Source organism: Lactobacillus jensenii DSM 20557 (assembly GCF_001436455.1).
Classification (GTDB): Bacteria; Bacillota; Bacilli; order Lactobacillales; family Lactobacillaceae; genus Lactobacillus; species Lactobacillus jensenii.
The window spans coordinates 26393-45432 of the sequence record NZ_AYYU01000002.1 but is presented as its reverse complement, the minus strand read 5'-3'; the positions used below and the strand labels follow the sequence as shown (position 1 = coordinate 45432).

Annotated in this window: 21 protein-coding genes and 1 pseudogene; 2 read left to right on the top strand and 20 right to left on the bottom strand. The window is 34.4% G+C overall.

Annotated features, from left to right (window positions below):
* Positions 1 to 13: 13 nt before the first annotated feature.
* Positions 14 to 901, bottom strand: coding sequence for a LysR family transcriptional regulator (locus FC45_RS00955; RefSeq protein WP_006584538.1), 888 nt, complete (start codon positions 899 to 901; stop codon positions 14 to 16).
* A 103-nt stretch (positions 902 to 1004) separates the two neighbouring features.
* On the opposite strand from FC45_RS00955, the gene FC45_RS00950 reads away from it, so the two are divergent.
* Positions 1005 to 1403 carry a cupin domain-containing protein gene (locus FC45_RS00950; RefSeq protein WP_006588079.1) on the top strand — a complete coding sequence of 133 codons (399 nt, stop codon included), beginning with the start codon at positions 1005 to 1007 and terminating at the stop codon, positions 1401 to 1403.
* Positions 1404 to 1417: 14 nt separating this feature from the next.
* Positions 1418 to 1729, top strand: a complete 312-nt coding sequence (locus tag FC45_RS00945) for a carboxymuconolactone decarboxylase family protein (protein WP_006588080.1) — start codon at positions 1418 to 1420, stop codon at positions 1727 to 1729.
* Between the two features lie 53 nt (positions 1730 to 1782).
* Here the strand turns inward: FC45_RS00945 and FC45_RS07945 are convergent.
* From FC45_RS07945 to mraY, 19 genes and pseudogenes are all read right to left on the bottom strand, one after another.
* Positions 1783 to 1890, bottom strand: a pseudogene (locus tag FC45_RS07945) (LPXTG cell wall anchor domain-containing protein); the annotation flags it as partial.
* Between the two features lie 156 nt (positions 1891 to 2046).
* Positions 2047 to 3174 (bottom strand): tRNA 2-thiouridine(34) synthase MnmA, encoded by a 1128-nt coding sequence (gene mnmA / locus FC45_RS00940; RefSeq protein WP_006584537.1) that lies wholly within the window; start codon positions 3172 to 3174, stop codon positions 2047 to 2049.
* A gap of 13 nt (positions 3175 to 3187) precedes the next feature.
* Complete coding sequence (locus tag FC45_RS00935; protein WP_006584536.1) at positions 3188 to 3523, bottom strand: DUF1831 domain-containing protein; 336 nt, start codon at positions 3521 to 3523, stop codon at positions 3188 to 3190.
* A gap of 51 nt (positions 3524 to 3574) precedes the next feature.
* Positions 3575 to 4738, bottom strand: a complete 1164-nt coding sequence (locus FC45_RS00930; protein WP_057706307.1) for a cysteine desulfurase family protein — start codon at positions 4736 to 4738, stop codon at positions 3575 to 3577.
* Between the two features lie 18 nt (positions 4739 to 4756).
* Positions 4757 to 5446, bottom strand: coding sequence for a 5'-methylthioadenosine/adenosylhomocysteine nucleosidase (locus tag FC45_RS00925; RefSeq protein ID WP_006584534.1), 690 nt, complete (start codon positions 5444 to 5446; stop codon positions 4757 to 4759).
* A 13-nt stretch (positions 5447 to 5459) separates the two neighbouring features.
* A complete protein-coding gene (locus tag FC45_RS00920) occupies positions 5460 to 5738 on the bottom strand; it encodes a hypothetical protein (protein WP_006584533.1) in 279 nt (92 codons plus the stop codon).
* Positions 5731 to 6297 (bottom strand): NUDIX hydrolase, encoded by a 567-nt coding sequence (locus FC45_RS00915; RefSeq protein ID WP_006584532.1) that lies wholly within the window; start codon positions 6295 to 6297, stop codon positions 5731 to 5733. Before FC45_RS00915 ends, FC45_RS00920 begins: the two co-directional genes overlap by 8 nt.
* A complete protein-coding gene (locus tag FC45_RS00910) occupies positions 6297 to 6518 on the bottom strand; it encodes a cold-shock protein (RefSeq protein WP_006584531.1) in 222 nt (73 codons plus the stop codon). Before FC45_RS00910 ends, FC45_RS00915 begins: the two co-directional genes overlap by 1 nt.
* On the bottom strand, positions 6518 to 9310 hold the full coding sequence (gene ileS, locus FC45_RS00905; RefSeq protein WP_006584530.1) for an isoleucine--tRNA ligase: 2793 nt from the start codon (positions 9308 to 9310) through the stop codon (positions 6518 to 6520). The genes FC45_RS00910 and ileS overlap by 1 nt, the downstream gene beginning before the upstream one ends.
* A 214-nt stretch (positions 9311 to 9524) precedes the next feature.
* Positions 9525 to 10256 (bottom strand): DivIVA domain-containing protein, encoded by a 732-nt coding sequence (locus FC45_RS00900; protein WP_006588081.1) that lies wholly within the window; start codon positions 10254 to 10256, stop codon positions 9525 to 9527.
* Complete coding sequence (locus FC45_RS00895) at positions 10226 to 11050, bottom strand: YlmH family RNA-binding protein (RefSeq protein ID WP_006584529.1); 825 nt, start codon at positions 11048 to 11050, stop codon at positions 10226 to 10228. The genes FC45_RS00900 and FC45_RS00895 overlap by 31 nt, the downstream gene beginning before the upstream one ends.
* Before the next feature lie 46 nt (positions 11051 to 11096).
* A complete protein-coding gene (locus tag FC45_RS00890) occupies positions 11097 to 11384 on the bottom strand; it encodes a YggT family protein (RefSeq protein ID WP_006584528.1) in 288 nt (95 codons plus the stop codon).
* Positions 11384 to 11842 (bottom strand): cell division protein SepF, encoded by a 459-nt coding sequence (locus tag FC45_RS00885; RefSeq protein ID WP_006584527.1) that lies wholly within the window; start codon positions 11840 to 11842, stop codon positions 11384 to 11386. Before FC45_RS00885 ends, FC45_RS00890 begins: the two co-directional genes overlap by 1 nt.
* Positions 11843 to 11857: 15 nt before the next feature.
* Positions 11858 to 13219 (bottom strand): cell division protein FtsZ, encoded by a 1362-nt coding sequence (ftsZ, locus tag FC45_RS00880; RefSeq protein WP_006584526.1) that lies wholly within the window; start codon positions 13217 to 13219, stop codon positions 11858 to 11860.
* A 14-nt stretch (positions 13220 to 13233) separates the two neighbouring features.
* Entirely contained in the window at positions 13234 to 14604 is a 1371-nt protein-coding gene (ftsA, locus tag FC45_RS00875; RefSeq protein ID WP_006588082.1) for a cell division protein FtsA, read from the bottom strand.
* 80 nt (positions 14605 to 14684) lie between these two features.
* Positions 14685 to 15539 (bottom strand): cell division protein FtsQ/DivIB, encoded by an 855-nt coding sequence (locus FC45_RS00870; RefSeq protein ID WP_006588083.1) that lies wholly within the window; start codon positions 15537 to 15539, stop codon positions 14685 to 14687.
* A 30-nt stretch (positions 15540 to 15569) separates the two neighbouring features.
* Positions 15570 to 16682, bottom strand: a complete 1113-nt coding sequence (murG, locus tag FC45_RS00865; protein WP_057706305.1) for an undecaprenyldiphospho-muramoylpentapeptide beta-N-acetylglucosaminyltransferase — start codon at positions 16680 to 16682, stop codon at positions 15570 to 15572.
* A gap of 2 nt (positions 16683 to 16684) precedes the next feature.
* Positions 16685 to 18055, bottom strand: a complete 1371-nt coding sequence (gene murD / locus FC45_RS00860; RefSeq protein WP_006584523.1) for a UDP-N-acetylmuramoyl-L-alanine--D-glutamate ligase — start codon at positions 18053 to 18055, stop codon at positions 16685 to 16687.
* A gap of 5 nt (positions 18056 to 18060) precedes the next feature.
* Entirely contained in the window at positions 18061 to 19020 is a 960-nt protein-coding gene (gene mraY / locus FC45_RS00855) for a phospho-N-acetylmuramoyl-pentapeptide-transferase (RefSeq protein WP_006588085.1), read from the bottom strand.
* Positions 19021 to 19040 lie beyond the last annotated feature (20 nt).

Genomic DNA, 19040 nt, shown 5'->3' with positions numbered 1-19040 from the left:
CACCTGAATTGTCTTAAACTTGTTTTATCTTTTCTTCTAGCATATCAGAAAAAGCTTGTATTGCAGCAGAAGGTCTGCTATTTTTTCTCCAAACTAATACATGAGCTGTCTTTTTCTGAATAGTCAGAGGTATAAAGACCAAATTAGGATTAGGTCTAACCTTTAAAACACCTTCAATCCCCAGTGTAGCATATTCGCCTGTCTCTAAAAGCCAATTAATATTAGAAGATAAATTGATATATCCTTTTATATTTTCTGAATTTAGGCTAGTACCCAAACTCGATTCTAAATCTTGATTAACAATCTCTCGTCTAGAAATTATTAGTTGCGTTTCATTTAACTCAGATGGAGAAATTTCTTTTCTTTTAGCCCAAGGATGTCTTTTTCCAACAATAATCCCCCATCTTTCATAAATAGAAATTTTCTTTTGAAAGTATTTTTTACTCTCTACTGGCTCAAGCAAAATTGCACAATCAATCCGCATCATATCTAATGCACTTTTTAAATCATCGCTATATGCACTATAGAAGTCAAATTGAAGTTTAGGATATAACTTCTGCATATCTCTAATTACTTTTTCTACCAAAATAGAGCATCGACTTTCTACTATACCTATTTTTAATATACCCAAAATTTCATCATTGCTATTTTGAACTTCATCAACCGTATCTGACCACAGTTGCAATAAGATCTCAGCTTTTCTAGCTAACAAATTTCCAGCATCAGTCAGAACTAGATGACCTTTCTGCTTACGATCTAATAAAGTTTGATTTAAATCTTGCTCTAATTTTTGAAGTTGCCGGCTTAATGTCGGCTGTGTTATATGTAACTTCTTTGCCGCTTCTGTTATATTGCCAGTTTGCGCAACTGTTAGAAAATATCTTAATACCCTTGTATCCATTACTATGCCTTTCAAGCATGATTATTTAATTACTATAGATATTTTACATTATATCTCCTGATTTCTAAAATAAAAGTGAACTTAATTATGGAGGGTTATATCAATGAAAAATAATACAAATATTTTTGGGATTGGAAAAGAAAATATTGACTTTGCACAATATTTTGATGGTAAGAGCTTTTTAAACCGCTTAGTCAATCCTCAAGCTAATATTCCCTTTTCAGTAGCTAATGTAACTTTTGAACCAGGATGCCGCAATCACTGGCACGCACATACTGATGGTTTTCAGATTTTACTTGCTACTAGTGGCGAAGGATGGTATCAGGAATGGGGTAAAAAACCAAGAAAATTACTACCAGGTGATGTTGTCGTAGTTAACCAAGGCATTAAGCATTGGCATGGCGCAGCTAAGAATTCTAGTTTTAGCCATCTTGCCATTACCCAGGGACCAACTGAATGGTATGAACCTTTATCTAAACATGAATATGACAATTTAGACTAGGATGGAATAAAAGAATGGTTAAACAAACTGCAGGAAGAGATTTACTAGGAGATTTCGCCCCTAAATTTGCTCATTTAAATGATGATGTTCTTTTTGGTGAAGTTTGGTCTGATGACAACCTGAGCCAAAGAGACCGAAGTTTTGCGACAGTAACCGCCCTAATCAGTATGGGAGCCTTTGAGCAACTTAATTACCATATGCAAAAGGCAAAAGAAAATGGTATCTCTAAAGAAGAAATGAGTACATTAATTACACATATTGCGTTTTATGTAGGTTGGCCTAAAGCCTGGTCAGCATTTAATATCGCTAAAAAAATATATCAATAAAAAAATCTCACTAAGTGAGATTTTTTATTTTGAGTTTTAAAAATAAGTCTTATTTATCCTCTTTTTTTTCGGCTTGTGAATCCTAAAGCAATGCTCATACCTAACCCTAGTAAGCCAAGTAATGCTGAACTTGCCTTGGTTTCACCTGTTTGAGGTAATTTTTTTGCATTAGCAGTTAAATATTCTTCTAGCTAATGTAGTTATTACACCTTAATTGTAACCTCTTTCAGTATAAAATGTTATATAATGACTTATTTTTTAAGGATATGAAAAAGCAATATATCAATTATAGATAATAATTAATATATTGCTCTCAATTATACTAATTGTAATTGCTTTTCTTCTTGGTAAGCAGCATCGATATTACCACCTCCAAGGCATTCTTCCCCCTTGTACAAGACTAATGCTTGACCAGGAGTTACCGCACGAGCTGGTTCATCAAAGTATACATCACAAGTCTTAGTTGCTGCATGATACTTAACATGAACACCAACGTCTGCTTGGCGATAACGAAACTTAGCTGTGCAATCAAATTCAACATCGTGGTCAGGATTACCAGTATAAAATGACATTCCACTAGCCTTTAAACTAGTTGCATAAAGTCTTGGACTGTCATAGCCCTGTTCAACAATCAATTCGTTTTTCTTCAAGTCTTTACCAACAACAAACCAAGGTGCTGTTGATTCTTTAGTTGAACCTAAACCTAATCCTTGACGCTGACCAATGGTGTAATACATTAATCCGCCGTGTTGGCCAACAACGTTGCCATCAGGGGTTACCATTTTACCTGGCTTAGCTGGTAAGAATTCACTCAAGAACTTCTTGAAGTTTCTTTCACCAATAAAGCAAATACCAGTTGAATCTTTCTTCTTAGCTGTCGCTAACCCTGCTTTTTCAGCAATTTCACGTACTTGTGGCTTAGTTAAATTAGCAAGTGGAAAAATTACGTGCTTAATTTGTTCTTGGCTCAACTGACTCAAGAAATAAGTTTGATCCTTATTACCGTCTTTTGGACGCATCATGTGAGTCACACCATTAGCATCCTTAACAGTTTTGGCATAGTGCCCCATGGCAATGTAATCTGCATCTAAGCTCATCGCAAATTCTAGGAATGACTTAAACTTAATTTCAGTATTGCACATAATATCAGGATTAGGTGTGCGACCCTTCTTATATTCGCTTAAAAAATATTCAAAAACACGTTGCCAATACTCTTTTTCAAAGTTAATTGAATAATATGGAATACCAATCTTATCAGCTACTCGCTTGACATCTTCATAGTCTTCAGTAGCAGTACATACACCAGCATCATCAGTGTCATCCCAGTTTTTCATAAAGACACCAACAACGTCATAGCCTGCTTCTTTAAGTAAGAGTGCTGATACGCTTGAATCAACGCCTCCACTCATACCAACAACAACTCTAATCTTGCTATTATCAACCATTAAATCTCATCCTTTATAGTGGTTTAATAATTTCTCGCTCAATCAAATCTTTCAAAATAAAATTGAGTAAATCAACTGTCGGCTTTAACTGATCATTTTTAAAAATATTTACTTTTTGCAAACCGTTCTTATCAGTAATTACCATTGTTAAGTGATCTAAATCTTGATTGATAGTCATCTTTAACTTGGTAGGTGCATTGTATGGTGATTCATTATATAAAGGGTGTTCATAAACAAAATTACCCTTTGGTGACTTAACGAAGCCCACATCAATTAAAGAGTAACGCTTCACATTTTCATTAATTGTAAACTTTCTGGTATCACCATTAATGATTACAGTATTTGCCATTGTTAAAACCTCACTTACAAATTATAAGTTACTTACTCAGATAAAGCAAGCTTAAGCCTTCTGCAAACGCTTGGCCATTTTGACTAATGCATCAGCGAATGCTTCTACTTCTGATTTTTTGGTTAATCTACCAAAACTTATTCTAATCGATTCTTCGATTCTTGGCGAATCTGCGCCATACATTGCAGTTAAAACATGTGATGGTGTTAAAGAGCCGGCAGTACATGCTGAGCCACCTGAAACTGCAAATCCAGCCAAGTCCAAGTTAGTTAGCATGACATAGGTCCCGATTCCAATTAAATGCAAGTTCAATGTATGATGTGAAACTAAGCCAGTTAAGCTACCATTAACTTGATATTTAATTTCATTAGCGTCCAAAGCATCAAGTACAATTTGTTGAAACTCTTGATAGCGTTTTTGCTCATCGCTGCGGCTAACACCTTGTAAAATTTTAATAGCTTCGCCAAAGCCTGCAATACTTGGCGCATCTGTAGTTCCAGCGCGCCGCTTCTTCTCTTGTTCACCACCAGTGATCAAGCTTGGTAAAGTTAGGCCGGTTCTTTCATACAAAAAGCCAATATACTTGGGGCCATTAATTTTATGCGCACTGGTTGACATAAAATCGATTTGCATTGCTTGAACATCTAAATCGATGTTACCTAGCCCTTGAACTGCATCAACATGAAAACAAATTTTAGGATTATACTCATGGACAATTTGACCAATTTTAGCTAAGTCATTAATTGAGCCAACTTCATTATTTACTGCCATCGTTGAAACTAGGACCGTTTTTTCAGTTAAGGCTGCTTTTAAATCAGCTAAACCAATATGTCCTGTTTCATCTACTGGCAAGTAAACTACATCAACGCCGCTAGCTTTCAAATCCTTAACAGTATTTAAAATTGAAGGGTGTTCAATTGCTGTAGTAATTATTTGGCAGTCATAGTGATACTTTTTAGCAATTCCTTGCAAAACAGTATTATTTGATTCACTACCACCAGAAGTAAAGATGATTTCGTCATCATTTTTGGCATTAATAAACTCAGCAATTCGATGCCGCGCCTCATCAACAACTTCTAAGGCTTTTCGGCCAAAAGTATGTGTGCTTGAAGGATTACCAAAGTTTTCGGCTAATTGCTTAGTCATTTCAGTAACCACTGATTCTGAAACTGGCGTTGTTGCCGCATTATCCAAATAAATTAACTTTCTTTCCACAATTTCCACCTTTAATCTTTATTGCTTAAGATATGAAATAATCAAATCGGCTGCCTTTTGTCCGGCTTCTTTGACAAATTCTTCAAAGCTTTCATTGGCATCTTCATCTCCATTGTCACTAATTGCTCTCAAAGCAATTAACGGCTTCTTGAAATGATATGCAACTTGCGCAAAACTGGCACCTTCCATTTCAACACCAACAGCTTCTGGGAAGTTTGCTTCAATTTCAGCCTTTGCAGCTTCTGAAGCAATGAAGGAATCTCCAGTAACTACAAGTCCTTCTTTATATGCTACCTTCTTTACCTTCAAAAAGCTATTAAACTGTTCCCTTTCCTTACTTTGCAAATTAAATCTTGCAGGTTCACGTGGTATCTGCCCTTCAACATAATCACCGGCAGCGGTATTATGTGCATCATGGTAAGCAAAACTATCGACCACAATTACATCTTTTTTCTTAATTTCTGGTTTTAGTGAACCAGCAGAACCAGTCATAATAATCAAATCGATATCAACCTTAGCCAATAAACTGGTCAAATTCATCGCTGCATTTACCTTACCAATTCCTGATAAGCCTAAATAAATTTCATTTTCATTAACAGAAAAATGTTCGAACTTAGTACATCCGAACATTTCTTCTTTTCTGTCATGAAAATGCTGGTAGTAAAATTCTGCCTCTTCAGGCATTGGAACTATCAAAGCAATTTTCATATTGACTCCTTATTTATAACTTAAACAATGCCACAAAGACTAAAACCAATAATCCTAAAACAATCCCAATTGCGATATTCAATCCTCTTTTTAGTCGATTAATCTTCTCTTCACGAGTTAATTTAGGATTTCTTTGGTACTCTGGGCTATTTACATCTTGATTTATTCCCTCTTCATAACCTTCACTATTAATTTCTTGATTTCTTTTATTTCCTCTAAAGAAATCAGTTAGTAAAGGAAAAGACTTAGATTCATTATGTTTTCGTTGATAATCTGCTCTTTTTTCAGTCATTACTTTCTTTTAAACCTGATAAAATCATATTTTCCCAGACAGTAATAGCATAAATAGTCTTAGCATCAATAATCTTACCTTCAGATAGAAGTTGCTTTAATTCACTTAAACTATACCAATGGCTAGTCAAAAATTCATCATCATCAAGATCTCTTTTATCTTCTAACTTAGTTAAAGTATCACAATAGAAGAGATACAATTTTTCATCTGAAAAGCCAACAGAAGAATAAAATTCAGATACCTTTTCCCAATATTCAGCTTTCAAGCCACCTTCTTCATTGAGTTCACGCTTCATTGCATCAAGTGGTGATGCATCTGTGTCATCAATTAACCCGGCAGGAATTTCTAAAGTCAAAGCCTTGATTGGTTCGCGCCATTGTTCAACTAGCAGCATCTTATTCTCTGCATTTATTGCCATAGCTGCAGCTGCAGGACGATGCTTAACAATTTCTCTTGTAGCAGTTTTCCCATTTGGTAAAGTAATTGTTCTAACAGATAAATCGACAATTTGGCCTTTAAAAATCTGTTCTGAGGCTATTTCTTGTTCACGCAAGTCCATTAGTATCCTCCTTCACCATTATCAATGTAAACATTAATACATTGCAAACCTTTTTTGCCCTGTGCCAATTGATAACGTACACGCTGTCCGATTTCTAAGCTTTTATAACCATTTTCTTTTATTGCAGTATAAAAAACAAAGTAAGAAGCTTTAGTTAAATCATCATCAATAAAACCAAAACCGGCAGCTGAATCGAATTGCTTAACAGTTCCTGTACGCATTAATCTTCTAGTCCTTCTTTAACTTCTTCAGGGAAGTTTTCTTCAACAATTTCGGCACAACGACCACAAAGTGTTGGTAATTGAGCATCTGCACCAACATCATTTCTAGTCATTCGGCAACGTTGACAAACTTCACCTTCAGCACGTTTAACAACTAACTTAGCAGTTTCAAAATCTTTAGCATCTGCTGGTGCTTCTCCATCTAAGATGTTAAGTTTTGAAACAATCAAGATTTGTCTCATATCAGTATTTAACTTATCAAATACTGCCTTAGTTTCAGCAGTTGGGTAAACATCAACGCAAGCTTCAAATGACTTACCAATTAACTTGTCATTTCTTGCTTCTTCAAGTGCCTTTAGGACATCATCTCTAAATTTCATGAATTCAGTCCAATTTTCTACTAATTCAGCTTCATTGTCAAAAGTTTCAACTTCTGGCATATCACTCAATTGAACGTAATCTTCATCTTCTTTTAAATAACCCCATGCTTCTTCCATAGTATGTGGCAAAATTGGAGTCATAATCTTAGTTAATTTAACTAAAGCATCATAAATTACAGTTTGCATTGCTCGTCTTGGAAGTGAGTCTTCACCTTCAATGTATAGAACATCTTTGGCGAAGTCCAAATAAAATGCTGAAAGTTCATTTGAAATAAACTTGAAGACCATCTTGTAAACACTTGTAAAGTCATATCTATCATATGCAGCTAAGCAATCCTTAACTAATTTATTAAGAAGCACTTCCATGTATTGGTCAATTGAACGCAAGTCACTGTATGCAACACGGTTAGTCTTGGGATCAAAGTCACTAGTATTAGCTAACATGTAACGCAAAGTGTTTCTAATCTTACGATAACTTTCAGCGTTCTGTTGCAAGATACCCTTTGAAACAGCAACATCTGAAGTGGTATCAGCTGAAGCAACCCATAAACGAATAATTTCAGCACCCATTTGCTTAATGACATCATTAGGTGAAATTACGTTACCAAGGGACTTACTCATCTTGTGTCCCTTATCATCAAGAACGAAACCTTGTGACAAGACTGACTTGTATGGTGCGTGACCACTAACAGCAACAGAAGTAATTAAACTTGAGTTGAACCAACCACGGTATTGGTCACTACCTTCAAGGTAGAGGTCTGCTGGATAATGAAGTTCCGGTCTAACAGCAAGAACACCTTGGTGTGAAGAACCTGAGTCAAACCAAACATCTAAGATATCAGTTTCTTTCTTAAACTTACCATTTGGTGAGTGTTCAGACTTAAAGCCTGCTGGAAGTAATTCTTCTGCAGTATGAGTGTACCAAGCATTTGAGCCTTCTTTTTCAAAGATTTGGGCAATGTGTTCAATCGTTTCTTTAGAAACAATTGGAGTACCATCTTCTGCGTAGAAGATTGGAAGTGGCACACCCCAAGCTCTTTGACGAGAAATTACCCAGTCCCCACGATCTTTAATCATGTTGTAAAGACGAGTCTTACCCCAACTTGGAGTAAAGTTTGCTTTTTCAATTTCAGCTAAGATTTGATCTCTAAATGCATCAACTGAAGCAAACCATTGGGTAGTTGCACGATAAATAACTGGCTTCTTAGTTCTCCAGTCATGTGGGTATGAGTGGGTGAAGAAGCTTAACTTAAGTAAGGCTTTCTTTTCTTCAAGTTGCTTAGTAATCATCTTGTTAGCATCATCATAAAAAACACCAACTAAGTTAGGATCTGGAATATCCTTAGTGTAGCGACCTTGGTCATCCATTGGTGAGTATACTGGAAGGCCATACTTCTTACCAACATTGTAGTCATCTTCACCAAAACCAGTAGCGTTGTGAACTAAACCAGTACCGTCTTCCGCAGTAACGTAAGTATCATTCATAACTAAACTAGTCTTGTCGTAAAGTGGGTGCTTAACAGTCATGCGGTCAAAGTCAGTACCCTTGAAAGTATCAACTACTTCGTAGTCCTTCCATTCAAGATCTTCAGCAACTTTTTCTAATTGACTAGTGCCAATCACGAACTTGCGGTCTTCACCAGCAACCTTGATTACTGAGTATTCAAACTTAGGATTAACAGTAATACCAACGTTAACTGGAATAGTCCATGGAGTAGTAGTCCAGATAACCATGTAAGTATCATTATCTAAAATCCCCTTACCATCTTCTACTTGGAAGGCAACATAAATAGCCGGTGATTTTACATCATGATATTCAACTTCTGCTTCAGCTAAAGTTGATTCACTAGATGGTGACCAGTAAACTGGCTTAAGGCCCTTGTAAATGTAGCCTTTTTCGAACATTTTACCGAAGACTCTAATTTCTTCAGCTTCAAATTTTGGTTGCAAAGTAATGTATGGATGGTCCCAATCAGCCATTACTCCAAGACGCTTAAAGTCAGTTCTTTGCTTATCAATTTGCTCCATTGCGTACTTGCGGCAGAGTTCACGATATTCTGCACGGTCCATAGTCTTACGATCAACGCCTTGCTTGGCAAGTTGTTGCTCAATTGGAAGACCGTGTGTATCCCAACCAGGAACAAATGGTGCATAAAAACCAGACATGTTCTTATAACGAACAATAATATCTTTAGAAATCTTGTTCAATGAGTGACCCATGTGAATGTTACCATTGGCAAATGGGGGACCATCATGTAAATCAAAACGAGGCTTGCCTTCGTTAAGCTTCAATCTTTGTTCATATAACTTATTTTCTTCCCATGCTTTTTGCCATTCGCCTTCTCTGTTAGGCAAATTACCACGCATTGGGAATTTAGTTTTACCTAAATTAAGAGTATCTTTGATTCTCATACTTTGTTCCTTTCTAACAAAAAAATCCCGTCCTAATCTTAGGACGAGATTAACCGTGGTACCACCTAAGTTGAGCATAAGCTCCACTTAACATGCTTATCGCGCATAACGTTAAACTAAAACAATAGTTGATCGACTCCAAAAAATTATGTTAGCCTCACACCATCACTAACTCGCTGATTCTTTCTTTGTCTTACTATCAAGTTTAAAAAAATTAATTATGATCTTTATAATCATCAGGAAAAACGATTGTTACATCTGAATCATTTTTGTTTTCTTGATTATCTTCTTTTTGACTAGGTTCTGAAATATCTTCATCAGTCCTCTTGTCATGCTCCAAGTTTACGCCAGATTGGCTATTATTGTCAACTGTTGGAAGTGATGATATAGGGATTGGTTCACCACCATCTGATGGATAAATTCTTTCAACATTAGTTGCTTCGTCAAGATAATATTGCCAAGTATTATCATCCAAAGCTTCTATTTGCTTTTGAAGCTTTGCCCGAATTTTATATCTAAAATCTGCAACTTGGGTCTTTAACCTCTGGTAGTCATTTCTTAAAGTATCATTTTGATAAACCAAACTTTGATTTTCAGATGCTGCTTGATTCTTTGCATCTTCAATAATTTTTTTAGCATCTTCTTGTGCTTTTTGTCTTAATTCACTAGCATCTTTTTGTGCTTTTAAGACTTCGTCATTGATTGATTTTCTTAGTTCATCTAATCTATTTACTTCAGATTCTAACTCTTTTACTTTATCCTTTAATGCAACATTTTCATTTTTTAAATCTACATTATTATCTAGGCAATCACCATAATCATCAACAATTTGATCTAAAAAGCTATCAACTTCATATCGGTCATAACCTTTACGCCCACGCAATGTAAATTCCTTATCATGTATATCCATTGGTGTTAGTACATTCTTTTTTTCTTGCTGAGCCACAAGTTTGCCTCCAAACGATACTTTCCTTTTCGTGTAGTTGTTATATTTGAGATTTCTATTCTTCCAAAATGACGCACACTTAGCACATCATTCACAGTGACTATTATATTAGAATTATTAATTTTATGCCAATTTAATTTGATATTTTCTTTTTCTATCTGATTATTGATAATATTTCTGCTAGTTCTAGTAAGGGCAGCCAATATTGCATCTATCCTCAAAGAATTGACAACTAATTTAACATTTTGAACATCATCTTCAATATTAAGAATTTGCTTTAAAGGAATCCTATCTAACCTGACTGCGACTTTACCTATTCTTGTTATTTCTCGGCAAACAAAATCCAACATTATATCTGAAATAAAAAACTGCCAATTACCTTTTCCATCAGTAATAATATCTCCTAAGCTTGCAGGGCTCAGTCCTGAACCTAATAAAGTCCCCAAAATCTGACTGTGCGTAATAGAAGCGAATTTATGATTATAAGTAATTTTAATCAAACTAAATTGAAAATTTTCAACATCTTTATATTCCCAATCATTACTGATAATTACCCGACATTTTTCAGCCTTGTCATATCCTCCAAACTCTTGAATATAAAAGTCAGATTGAGCAAGTTCTCTTAAATCTACTCTAGCACCCGGATCTAAAAAATTAGTTAAAACAGCTTCTTTCCCATAACATATTTGCATTAAATAACCTGATAACTGGGAAATATCTTCATTATCATTTTTACTACGCAGGAACTGAGTACGCTTTTTTATTTGTTCACTTAATAAAATATTTTTATCCATTATTCTTACATATAAATAAAAAAATAGTGATTTAAATCACTATTTTTTAAATTAATTTAAAAGCAAGCTGTGTAAGCAAATTTTGAATAATGTAAATAACAAAAATTGCTAACACAGGTGAAATATCTACACCAGCTTTAATTGCAATTGTTTTTAAGAATCCTATTCTAAACAAGCCAACATATGGTTCCACAACTTTATTAAGGTAGCGACCAACTACTGAATTATATAGAAAAGGTACCCAACTCATAATTGCATTTAAAACGATTAAAATTGTATAGATATATAAAAGCCAATTAATGACACTTATTATATTTAACAAGAAACTAATCATTAACTTAATTTATCCTTTTTTTCAACCAATTCGGTAATTTTACCATCAGTTTCAAATTTAGGAGGAGTTGCTAAGAAAATTTTATCGCCAACTCTTTGAATTTCTCCATTTAAAGCATAAACGGTACCAGTAATAAAGTCGACAATTCTACGTGCTGAGTCATCATCCATTCTACTAAAGTTAATGATAACTGCCTTATTGCTAAGCAAGTTTTGTGCTACTTCTTTAGCATCTGAATATACACGTGGCTCATATAAAACAATTTTACTTTGTGGCATACTACCAGATTTAATGGAAACCACATTGTTTCTCCCCTTATTGTTTAAATGATCAGCAATTTCAGTTGGAACTTCTACTTCATTTTGTGATGAAGCTGTACTTTCTTCTGAAGTATATTCGTCTTCAACACTACTATCACTGATACCGAAAAAACTACTAATTTTCTCTAATGCAGCCATAATTATCACCTTTCATTATTGCTGATTACGGTGTCTAAAGAATGGAATATCATTATTATCACCATTTTCAGCACTTGTCTCAATTTGCGAGATACTATCTTGATCATCACTAGTAAATGTATCAAAAGTATCTTGATTTTTACTTGCTACGTCTGGCTTCTTTACTTCCCGGCGATTGTTATTCTCATCTAAATTCCACACATCAATTGGATTTACCATTGATTCTTTTTGATGTGTTTCTTCAGTTACTTGTGGCTTTTCAGAAGGCTTTTCAGTAGCTTCTACCTTACTTGTTGAATTATCAGCTTCTACAGTGCGTGTTGGTGGAGCTTGATTTACTTCAATTTCAGGTTTAATATCGACTCTTGGTCGATTTACAGTATGATGCCCTGGTAATTGTTTTGACGCTTCTTCTTCAGCCTTTGAATCAATACCAGTTGCAATTACAGTAACTACAACTTCATCCCCTAAATTAGCATTGATTGAGGTACCAAAGATAATATCTACATCATCACCAGCAGCCTTAGATACAATTTCTGAAGCATCTTGCGCTTCAAACAAAGTCAAATCTGGACCACCTGTAATGTTTAGAAGGACTTGTTTTGCTCCATCAATTGAAACTTCAAGTAATGGTGAAGATATAGCAAGTTTTGTTGCCTCAACAGTTCTATTTTCGCCGCTTGCTCTACCAATTCCCATCAAAGCAGAGCCTTGATTTTCCATAACTGTCTTAATATCAGCGAAATCAAGATTAACGTAGTCAGTTGAAGTAATCAAGTCTGAAATACCTTGAACCCCTTGACGTAATACGTTATCTGCTTCTTTAAAGGCATCCATCATAGGTGTCTTCTTATCAACCATTTCTAATAAGCGATTATTAGCAATGATTACTAAAGTATCAACATATTGCTTTAATTGAGCAATACCAGCTGCAGCATTCTTTGAACGCTTAGGTCCTTCAAACGTAAACGGACGCGTTACGACACCAACGGTAAGTGCACCAGTTTCACGAGCAATTTTAGCAATTACAGGAGCAGCACCTGTTCCTGTACCACCACCCATACCTGCAGTGATGAAAATCATATCAGCACCTTTTAGTGCTTCTTCAATTGTTTGTTCACTTTCTTCAGCAGCTTTTTGTCCAACTTCAGGATGTGAACCTGCACCTAAACCTCTAGTAAGCTTAGGTCCAAGTTGAATCTTATTTTCTGCCTTATTACTATTTAATGCTTGAACATCAGTATTGGCAACGATGAAAGAAACACCTTGTACTCCTTCATCAATCATACGGTTTACAGCATTACCACCTGCACCGCCGACACCAATAACTTTGATGACAGCATTTTTGTTGTCGTCTTGATCGAATTGGAAATCCATTTACTAAACCACCTTTAATCAAAGAAATTCTTAAAGAATCCTCTGATACCTTTTTTACTATTTTCTGACTTATTTGCACCATCTTTTTCACGATCTACGCGTGGCACTATAGTACCATTATAAGCTTCTTTTGTGTTATTTTCACTAACTTCTGCATGTCTTTTAAAAATATTGATACTATTTTCACTAAATTCAGCTAATGGATTATCATGAGATGCAGAAGTTCCATAAATTACACCATTAACAAGTAAATCAATATCACTTAGATTATAAACGTAGTTAACTACTCCATATGCAGCAGCATAAGCAGGATTTCTTAATCCCATCTCATCAGGTTGATAAACACGTGTTTTAACTTCAAAATGCTTTTCAACAGTAGATTGCAATCCTTGTAACAAAGTCATGCCACCTGTAATTACCACCCCACCAGGTAATTTAAATGCATCATGAGAAGATAAACCTTTACCAATTCTGCTTAATATTTGATCCATTCTAGCTGCAATGATTTGGCTTAAATAATTTTCATCAACACTTGCTTGCTCACTTTTACCTACTGTTTTAACAGAGAATTTATCTTCTGCAGATGTTAATTCTGGATCAGCAGAACCATAATCAAGTTTTATTTGTTCTGCATCTTTTTTAGAAGTTCCAAGGACTACGGAAATATCCTTAGTTACATCTTCCCCACCTTCTAAATCGATAGTGGCATATTTAATTTTATTTTCGTGGATTACAGTAGCAGTTGTTGTTCCACCACCTATATCCAAAATTACTGAACCAAATGTTCTTTCACCTTCATCTAATGCCACACTAGCGATTGCCAATGGTGTAGGAATAAAGAAGTTATTTTGATACCCTGCTCGTTCAATTGCTTTTTTAATATTGTGCAAATCACTTGTTGGTGCTGTCAACAATATTCCATGAACCTCCAATGAATGTGCAATCATCTTACGAGGATCATCAACATCTGTTTTCCCATCTAACAAAAACTTGCTAGGTAAAAAAGCAATAGCTTCTCGGCCGGATTTTACGGCTTGCTTAATTGCAAGTTCCAAAACTCGCTTTACATCTTTATCGCTTACTTCTCGACCATCTTCACCAATATTAATTAATCCTGTTGAAGTTTCGAGCTGAAGCATACCAACTGGAATTCCAGTTACTACACGATAAATTTTTGAATTTGTTTTTTGTTCAACATTTTTCAAAGCTGAAGCAATTGCATTAGCAGTTTGATCAATATCAACAATTTTACCTTGGCGCATTCCTTTATTTTTTTCTTTTACTGCACCAATTACTTGAAATTCATTGACTGAAGCATCGGCAACAACTGCTTTTACAGAGTCTGTGCCGATATCCAAACCAACGATTAAGCTTGAATTACTCACAATAACGCCCCCATGAATCTTCTTAATACAAATATACCATAAACTTTGTGAAGTTTTACATAAGATTATGTAAACGCTTGTTAAAAACCTAGATTATTTTTTTCATTATCAGTTAAAGGATATGAAAAAGCTCCAATTTCTAAATCAATAACACTTTTATTATTTAAAGTACTTTTGATTTTTGGATAGTATTTAATTTTTTGAGCAATAGTATCTGTATTACCAATAATAATATTGCCATCTTTCATTAGCAGAACTATTTTATTCTTTCGAATACTTCTTCCATTAATTATACTAATTTGATTTCTTAATTTCGTAGGAATTGACTTTAATGCTTTTAAATCAGTAAATAGACTTGACTTATTTGAATAACTAACAAATATTGGTATAGATTTGTCGATTTGCATTTTTGTCAATTTCTGCCGAGCTATCTTCTTATTATTTAGAATTTTATAATATTTACCATTTTGATTTACATAAGCCAAAGTTTTATATTCTTGCAAATCCAGCTTAATCTGATTTAGGCCAGCCATTTTTAATTTAGCAGATTTAATTTCCGGATAATACTTTTTGAGCTTACTTTCGTAGGTATTTTTACCAAGCCAATAATCAATTAGTTGATCTTGAGCTTTAATACCTGACTTTTTTATAACTTCCGTTGCATTTAATTCTGGAGCGCCAACAACAATAATTCTTTGCAATCGGGTATATGATGAAACATAAATACCTAATCCCAAAATTGCAAGAATTGAAATAACAATTATTGCACCTAAACGACGTCTCAAAGCACTTTTTCTCTCATTATTAAGATTAGTTAGTGAATCAGATGCTTTATGATTAGTTCGATTAGCAATATTAGTTTTATTTTTCGTATAATCAAGAAAATTATCCAAATCCTTTTTAGGATCTTTTTTTGTAATTCTCCTATTAGTCATCTGTTCTCCTCCATTAATCTTAAATAAGTTTTATTTTTGCGCTTGAAGAGCTTTCATAACTGAAATTATTTGATTTGCCGAATCCGGAACTCCTAATTTCTTTGAAGCTGTACTCATTTTAGAAGCATATTCCGAATCAAGTAGGATATGATCAATTGAAGAAACAAAATTGTTTGAATTCAAATCGTTTTCAGGAATTACCAATGCTGCACCAGCCTTTTCCATATCCAATGCATTTTTCATCTGATGATTATGAGTTACATTAGGACTTGGAATTAACACAACTGGAACGCCTAGCGCAGTAAACTCAGCTAAACTAGTAGCACCAGATCTTGAAACTACACAAGACATTTGTGGTAATAAAGCTGGCATATTATCAATATATGGTACAATCCTCAAATTCTCAGGAATTCTCTTGCCTGCCAACTTTTCTTTTACTGAACCGTAATAATATTGCCCTGTTGCCCAAATAACTTGGTAAGGCTTTTTAGGAAACTCAGAAAGCGCAGCTTCCATTACTTGATTTATCGCCAGGGCTCCTCTTGATCCACCAAAAACTAACACTGTCGGCATTTGTGGATTCAAAGACCATTTTTGTGCTAAATCAATTTTCTCCAAATTCAAATTTAAAACTTGTTGGGAACGTGGATTACCTGTTTGAATCAACTTATCTTTTTCGCTAAATTGCTTTGCTGCATCATCAAATGTATAACAAATTTTATCAACGTAATGTCCCAAAAACTTATTAGCGAGTCCAACAACTGAATTTGACTCATGAATTAATGTAGGGATCCCCATTTTAGCAGCTTCATAAACAATTGCCCCTGATACATAGCCACCTGTACCTAAAACAACATCTGGCTTAAATTTAGAAATAATCTTTTTAGCCTCTTTTGTTGCTTTTATAAAGAGCTTAACAGTTTCAATATTTTTAATTAAATTTTTGCGACTAAAGCCTTGAATTTCAATAGTTTTAAAATTAATTCCTGCATGAGGTACAATCTTAGACTCCAATCCTCTTTTTGTACCTACAAACAAAATTTCATCATTTTTTGAAATTCCTGTTTCTTTTAATCGTTCAATAATTGCTAAAATTGGATAAATATGGCCACCAGTGCCACCACCTGTAAAAATAACTCTCATTTTTAATTCAATTCCTTTATGTATTCCATGAAATAATCACCACGTTGTTCAAATGTCTTAAACTGATCCCATGATGCACAAGCAGGAGAAAGTAATAATACATCTCCAGGTTGAGTCAATTTATATGCCGTTGGCACTGCTTCTTTTAATGTATTAACAATTTTAATTTCTTTAATACCAGCTTTTCTTGCAGCATCAGCTAACAAATAACGAGTTTCTCCATATAAAACAACAGCTTTGACATGTTCTTTCAATAAAGGTACCAAAGGATCAAAAGTAAATCCTCGGTCTAATCCCCCACCAATTAATACTTCCGGCTCTGAGAATGCTTTAATAGCAACTGTAGCAGCCTCAATATTAGTTGATTTAGAATCATTATAAATTTTTACATTGTTTAAAGTAGTTACATATTGCAATCTGTGTCTTGCACCTGCAAAAGTAGAAAGAACCGCTTGAATATCAGAATTTTCTGCGCCCATCAATTTACTTATTGCGATTGCGACCATACTATTTTGTAAATTATGCTTACCTGGCAACTTAATATCAGCAATCTTCATAATTTTTTCTGATTGTGATTCCAAATATTCATCACCAACAAAGTAACTAGCTGAATGATCATTCATACTAAAGGTTTGAATTTTGGCCTTAGTAGTAGCTTGTTCTTGAGCTAAAATTTCTTTTTGATCAAAGTTAGCAATAAAGTACTCATCACTTGTTTGGAAACGTGTCACATTCAGTTTGGCAGCAATATAATTTTCCATTGTCTTGTGATAGTCAAGGTGAGTAGGATAAATATCTACAATTGCTGCAACCTTTGGCTTAATATCTGTTACACCAAGTAACTGGAAACTTGAAATTTCGACAACTAAGACATCATCTTTGGTCGCTTTTTGAACCACTTCACTAATTGGAACACCGATATTACCAACTGCATATGCATGATGTCCACTTTTAGCTAAATGATGATCAATAATTTCACTGGTCAACATAACTGTAGTAGTTTTACCATTAGAGCCAGTTACACATACAAATGGAGCTTCACTTGCACTTAGCGCTATTTCTGGTTCAGTAATAATTGGAATTTTCAGTTCAGATGCTTTTTGAACCATAGGATTTTCATAAGGAATTCCCGGATTTTTAACAAAGAAATCAAAATGTTCTTTTTCAAGTAGTTCAATTGGATGATGTCCACCAATTACTCGAACACCCATTTTTTCTAACTTTTGTGCATGCTCATTATTAGATAAATCTTGTTTATCATTTAAAGTGATTTTAGCACCTAATTTTAAAAGTAATTCACTTACAGCAAACCCACTTTTACCTAAACCTAAAACTAAAATGTTTTTACCTTGATATGTCTTAATGTCCTTCATGTCTTTTATCCCCAGATAATTAAATATAAAATACTAAAAATTAATTGAACTATCCAAAAGACAATGTCAACTTTCCATTCGCTCCAACCTGAAAGTTCAAAGTGGTGGTGAATTGGCGTCATCTTAAAAATTCTTTTATGAGTTAATTTAAAACTAGTTACTTGCATCATAACACTTGCAGTTTCACAAACGAATACAAGTCCCACTAAAAGTAATGACCAGGGTCTATTTAATAAAATTGCAATTGCTGCAAGAGAACCACCTAATGCAAGCGAGCCAGCATCGCCCATAAAGATTTTAGCAGGTTTATGGTTGAAAACTAAAAAGATTATTAGCCCTCCAATCACACTCATACAAAAAACTAAAATTGCTAAGTTTTCTTGTTTAAAGGCTAAGTATGCATAAGTAGCAAAACTAATAATTGATAAACCACTAGCTAGGCCATCTAACCCATCTGATAAGTTGACCGCATTAGAAAACCCGACTAACCAAAAGATTGTAAATAACACAAAAATTACAGGTCCAGTTAAAGCTCCACCCCAAGGCATACGTAACGCAAAGCCAAAATGATCAAAACTGGAAATTAAAACTAAAACTACAGCAATTAAAATTTGTAGCAGTAATTTCTGCCATGCTCGTAATCCTAAATTATTTTTCCAGATTATTTTTAATCCATCATCCAAAAAACCAATTAAACCATGTCCTAACAAGGCTATTATTAAAATAATTGCTATGTTATTGAAACTTTGCTTCCATACTAAAACACTAACTGATGCAATAATGGAAGCTATTACGAAAACAGTCCCACCCATTGTAGGAGTTCCTGCTTTTTTCAAATGAGCTTTGGGTCCTTCTTCTCGAATTGGTTGTCCTTCATGATGCATATGCATAAAAACAATCAACCATGGCAAAAAAATTGCCGTTATAACCATACTAATAACTAAGGCATAGATGCTATATAGCATTATTATCTCCTTCTATATAT

Excerpts from the sequence above, each read along its gene's own strand:
- FC45_RS00955 (WP_006584538.1), bottom strand. The coding sequence starts at position 901 with ATGGATACAAGGGTATTAAGATATTTTCTAACAGTTGCGCAAACTGGC.
- FC45_RS00950 (WP_006588079.1), top strand. The coding sequence starts at position 1,005 with ATGAAAAATAATACAAATATTTTTGGGATTGGAAAAGAAAATATTGAC.
- FC45_RS00945 (WP_006588080.1), top strand. The coding sequence starts at position 1,418 with ATGGTTAAACAAACTGCAGGAAGAGATTTACTAGGAGATTTCGCCCCT.
- mnmA (WP_006584537.1), bottom strand. The coding sequence starts at position 3,174 with ATGGTTGATAATAGCAAGATTAGAGTTGTTGTTGGTATGAGTGGAGGC.
- FC45_RS00935 (WP_006584536.1), bottom strand. The coding sequence starts at position 3,523 with ATGGCAAATACTGTAATCATTAATGGTGATACCAGAAAGTTTACAATT.
- FC45_RS00925 (WP_006584534.1), bottom strand. The coding sequence starts at position 5,446 with ATGAAAATTGCTTTGATAGTTCCAATGCCTGAAGAGGCAGAATTTTAC.
- FC45_RS00920 (WP_006584533.1), bottom strand. The coding sequence starts at position 5,738 with ATGACTGAAAAAAGAGCAGATTATCAACGAAAACATAATGAATCTAAG.
- FC45_RS00915 (WP_006584532.1), bottom strand. The coding sequence starts at position 6,297 with ATGGACTTGCGTGAACAAGAAATAGCCTCAGAACAGATTTTTAAAGGC.
- FC45_RS00910 (WP_006584531.1), bottom strand. The coding sequence starts at position 6,518 with ATGCGTACAGGAACTGTTAAGCAATTCGATTCAGCTGCCGGTTTTGGT.
- ileS (WP_006584530.1), bottom strand. The coding sequence starts at position 9,310 with ATGAGAATCAAAGATACTCTTAATTTAGGTAAAACTAAATTCCCAATG.
- FC45_RS00895 (WP_006584529.1), bottom strand. The coding sequence starts at position 11,050 with ATGGATAAAAATATTTTATTAAGTGAACAAATAAAAAAGCGTACTCAG.
- FC45_RS00890 (WP_006584528.1), bottom strand. The coding sequence starts at position 11,384 with ATGATTAGTTTCTTGTTAAATATAATAAGTGTCATTAATTGGCTTTTA.
- FC45_RS00885 (WP_006584527.1), bottom strand. The coding sequence starts at position 11,842 with ATGGCTGCATTAGAGAAAATTAGTAGTTTTTTCGGTATCAGTGATAGT.
- ftsZ (WP_006584526.1), bottom strand. The coding sequence starts at position 13,219 with ATGGATTTCCAATTCGATCAAGACGACAACAAAAATGCTGTCATCAAA.
- FC45_RS00870 (WP_006588083.1), bottom strand. The coding sequence starts at position 15,539 with ATGACTAATAGGAGAATTACAAAAAAAGATCCTAAAAAGGATTTGGAT.
- murG (WP_057706305.1), bottom strand. The coding sequence starts at position 16,682 with ATGAGAGTTATTTTTACAGGTGGTGGCACTGGTGGCCATATTTATCCA.
- murD (WP_006584523.1), bottom strand. The coding sequence starts at position 18,055 with ATGAAGGACATTAAGACATATCAAGGTAAAAACATTTTAGTTTTAGGT.
- mraY (WP_006588085.1), bottom strand. The coding sequence starts at position 19,020 with ATGCTATATAGCATCTATGCCTTAGTTATTAGTATGGTTATAACGGCA.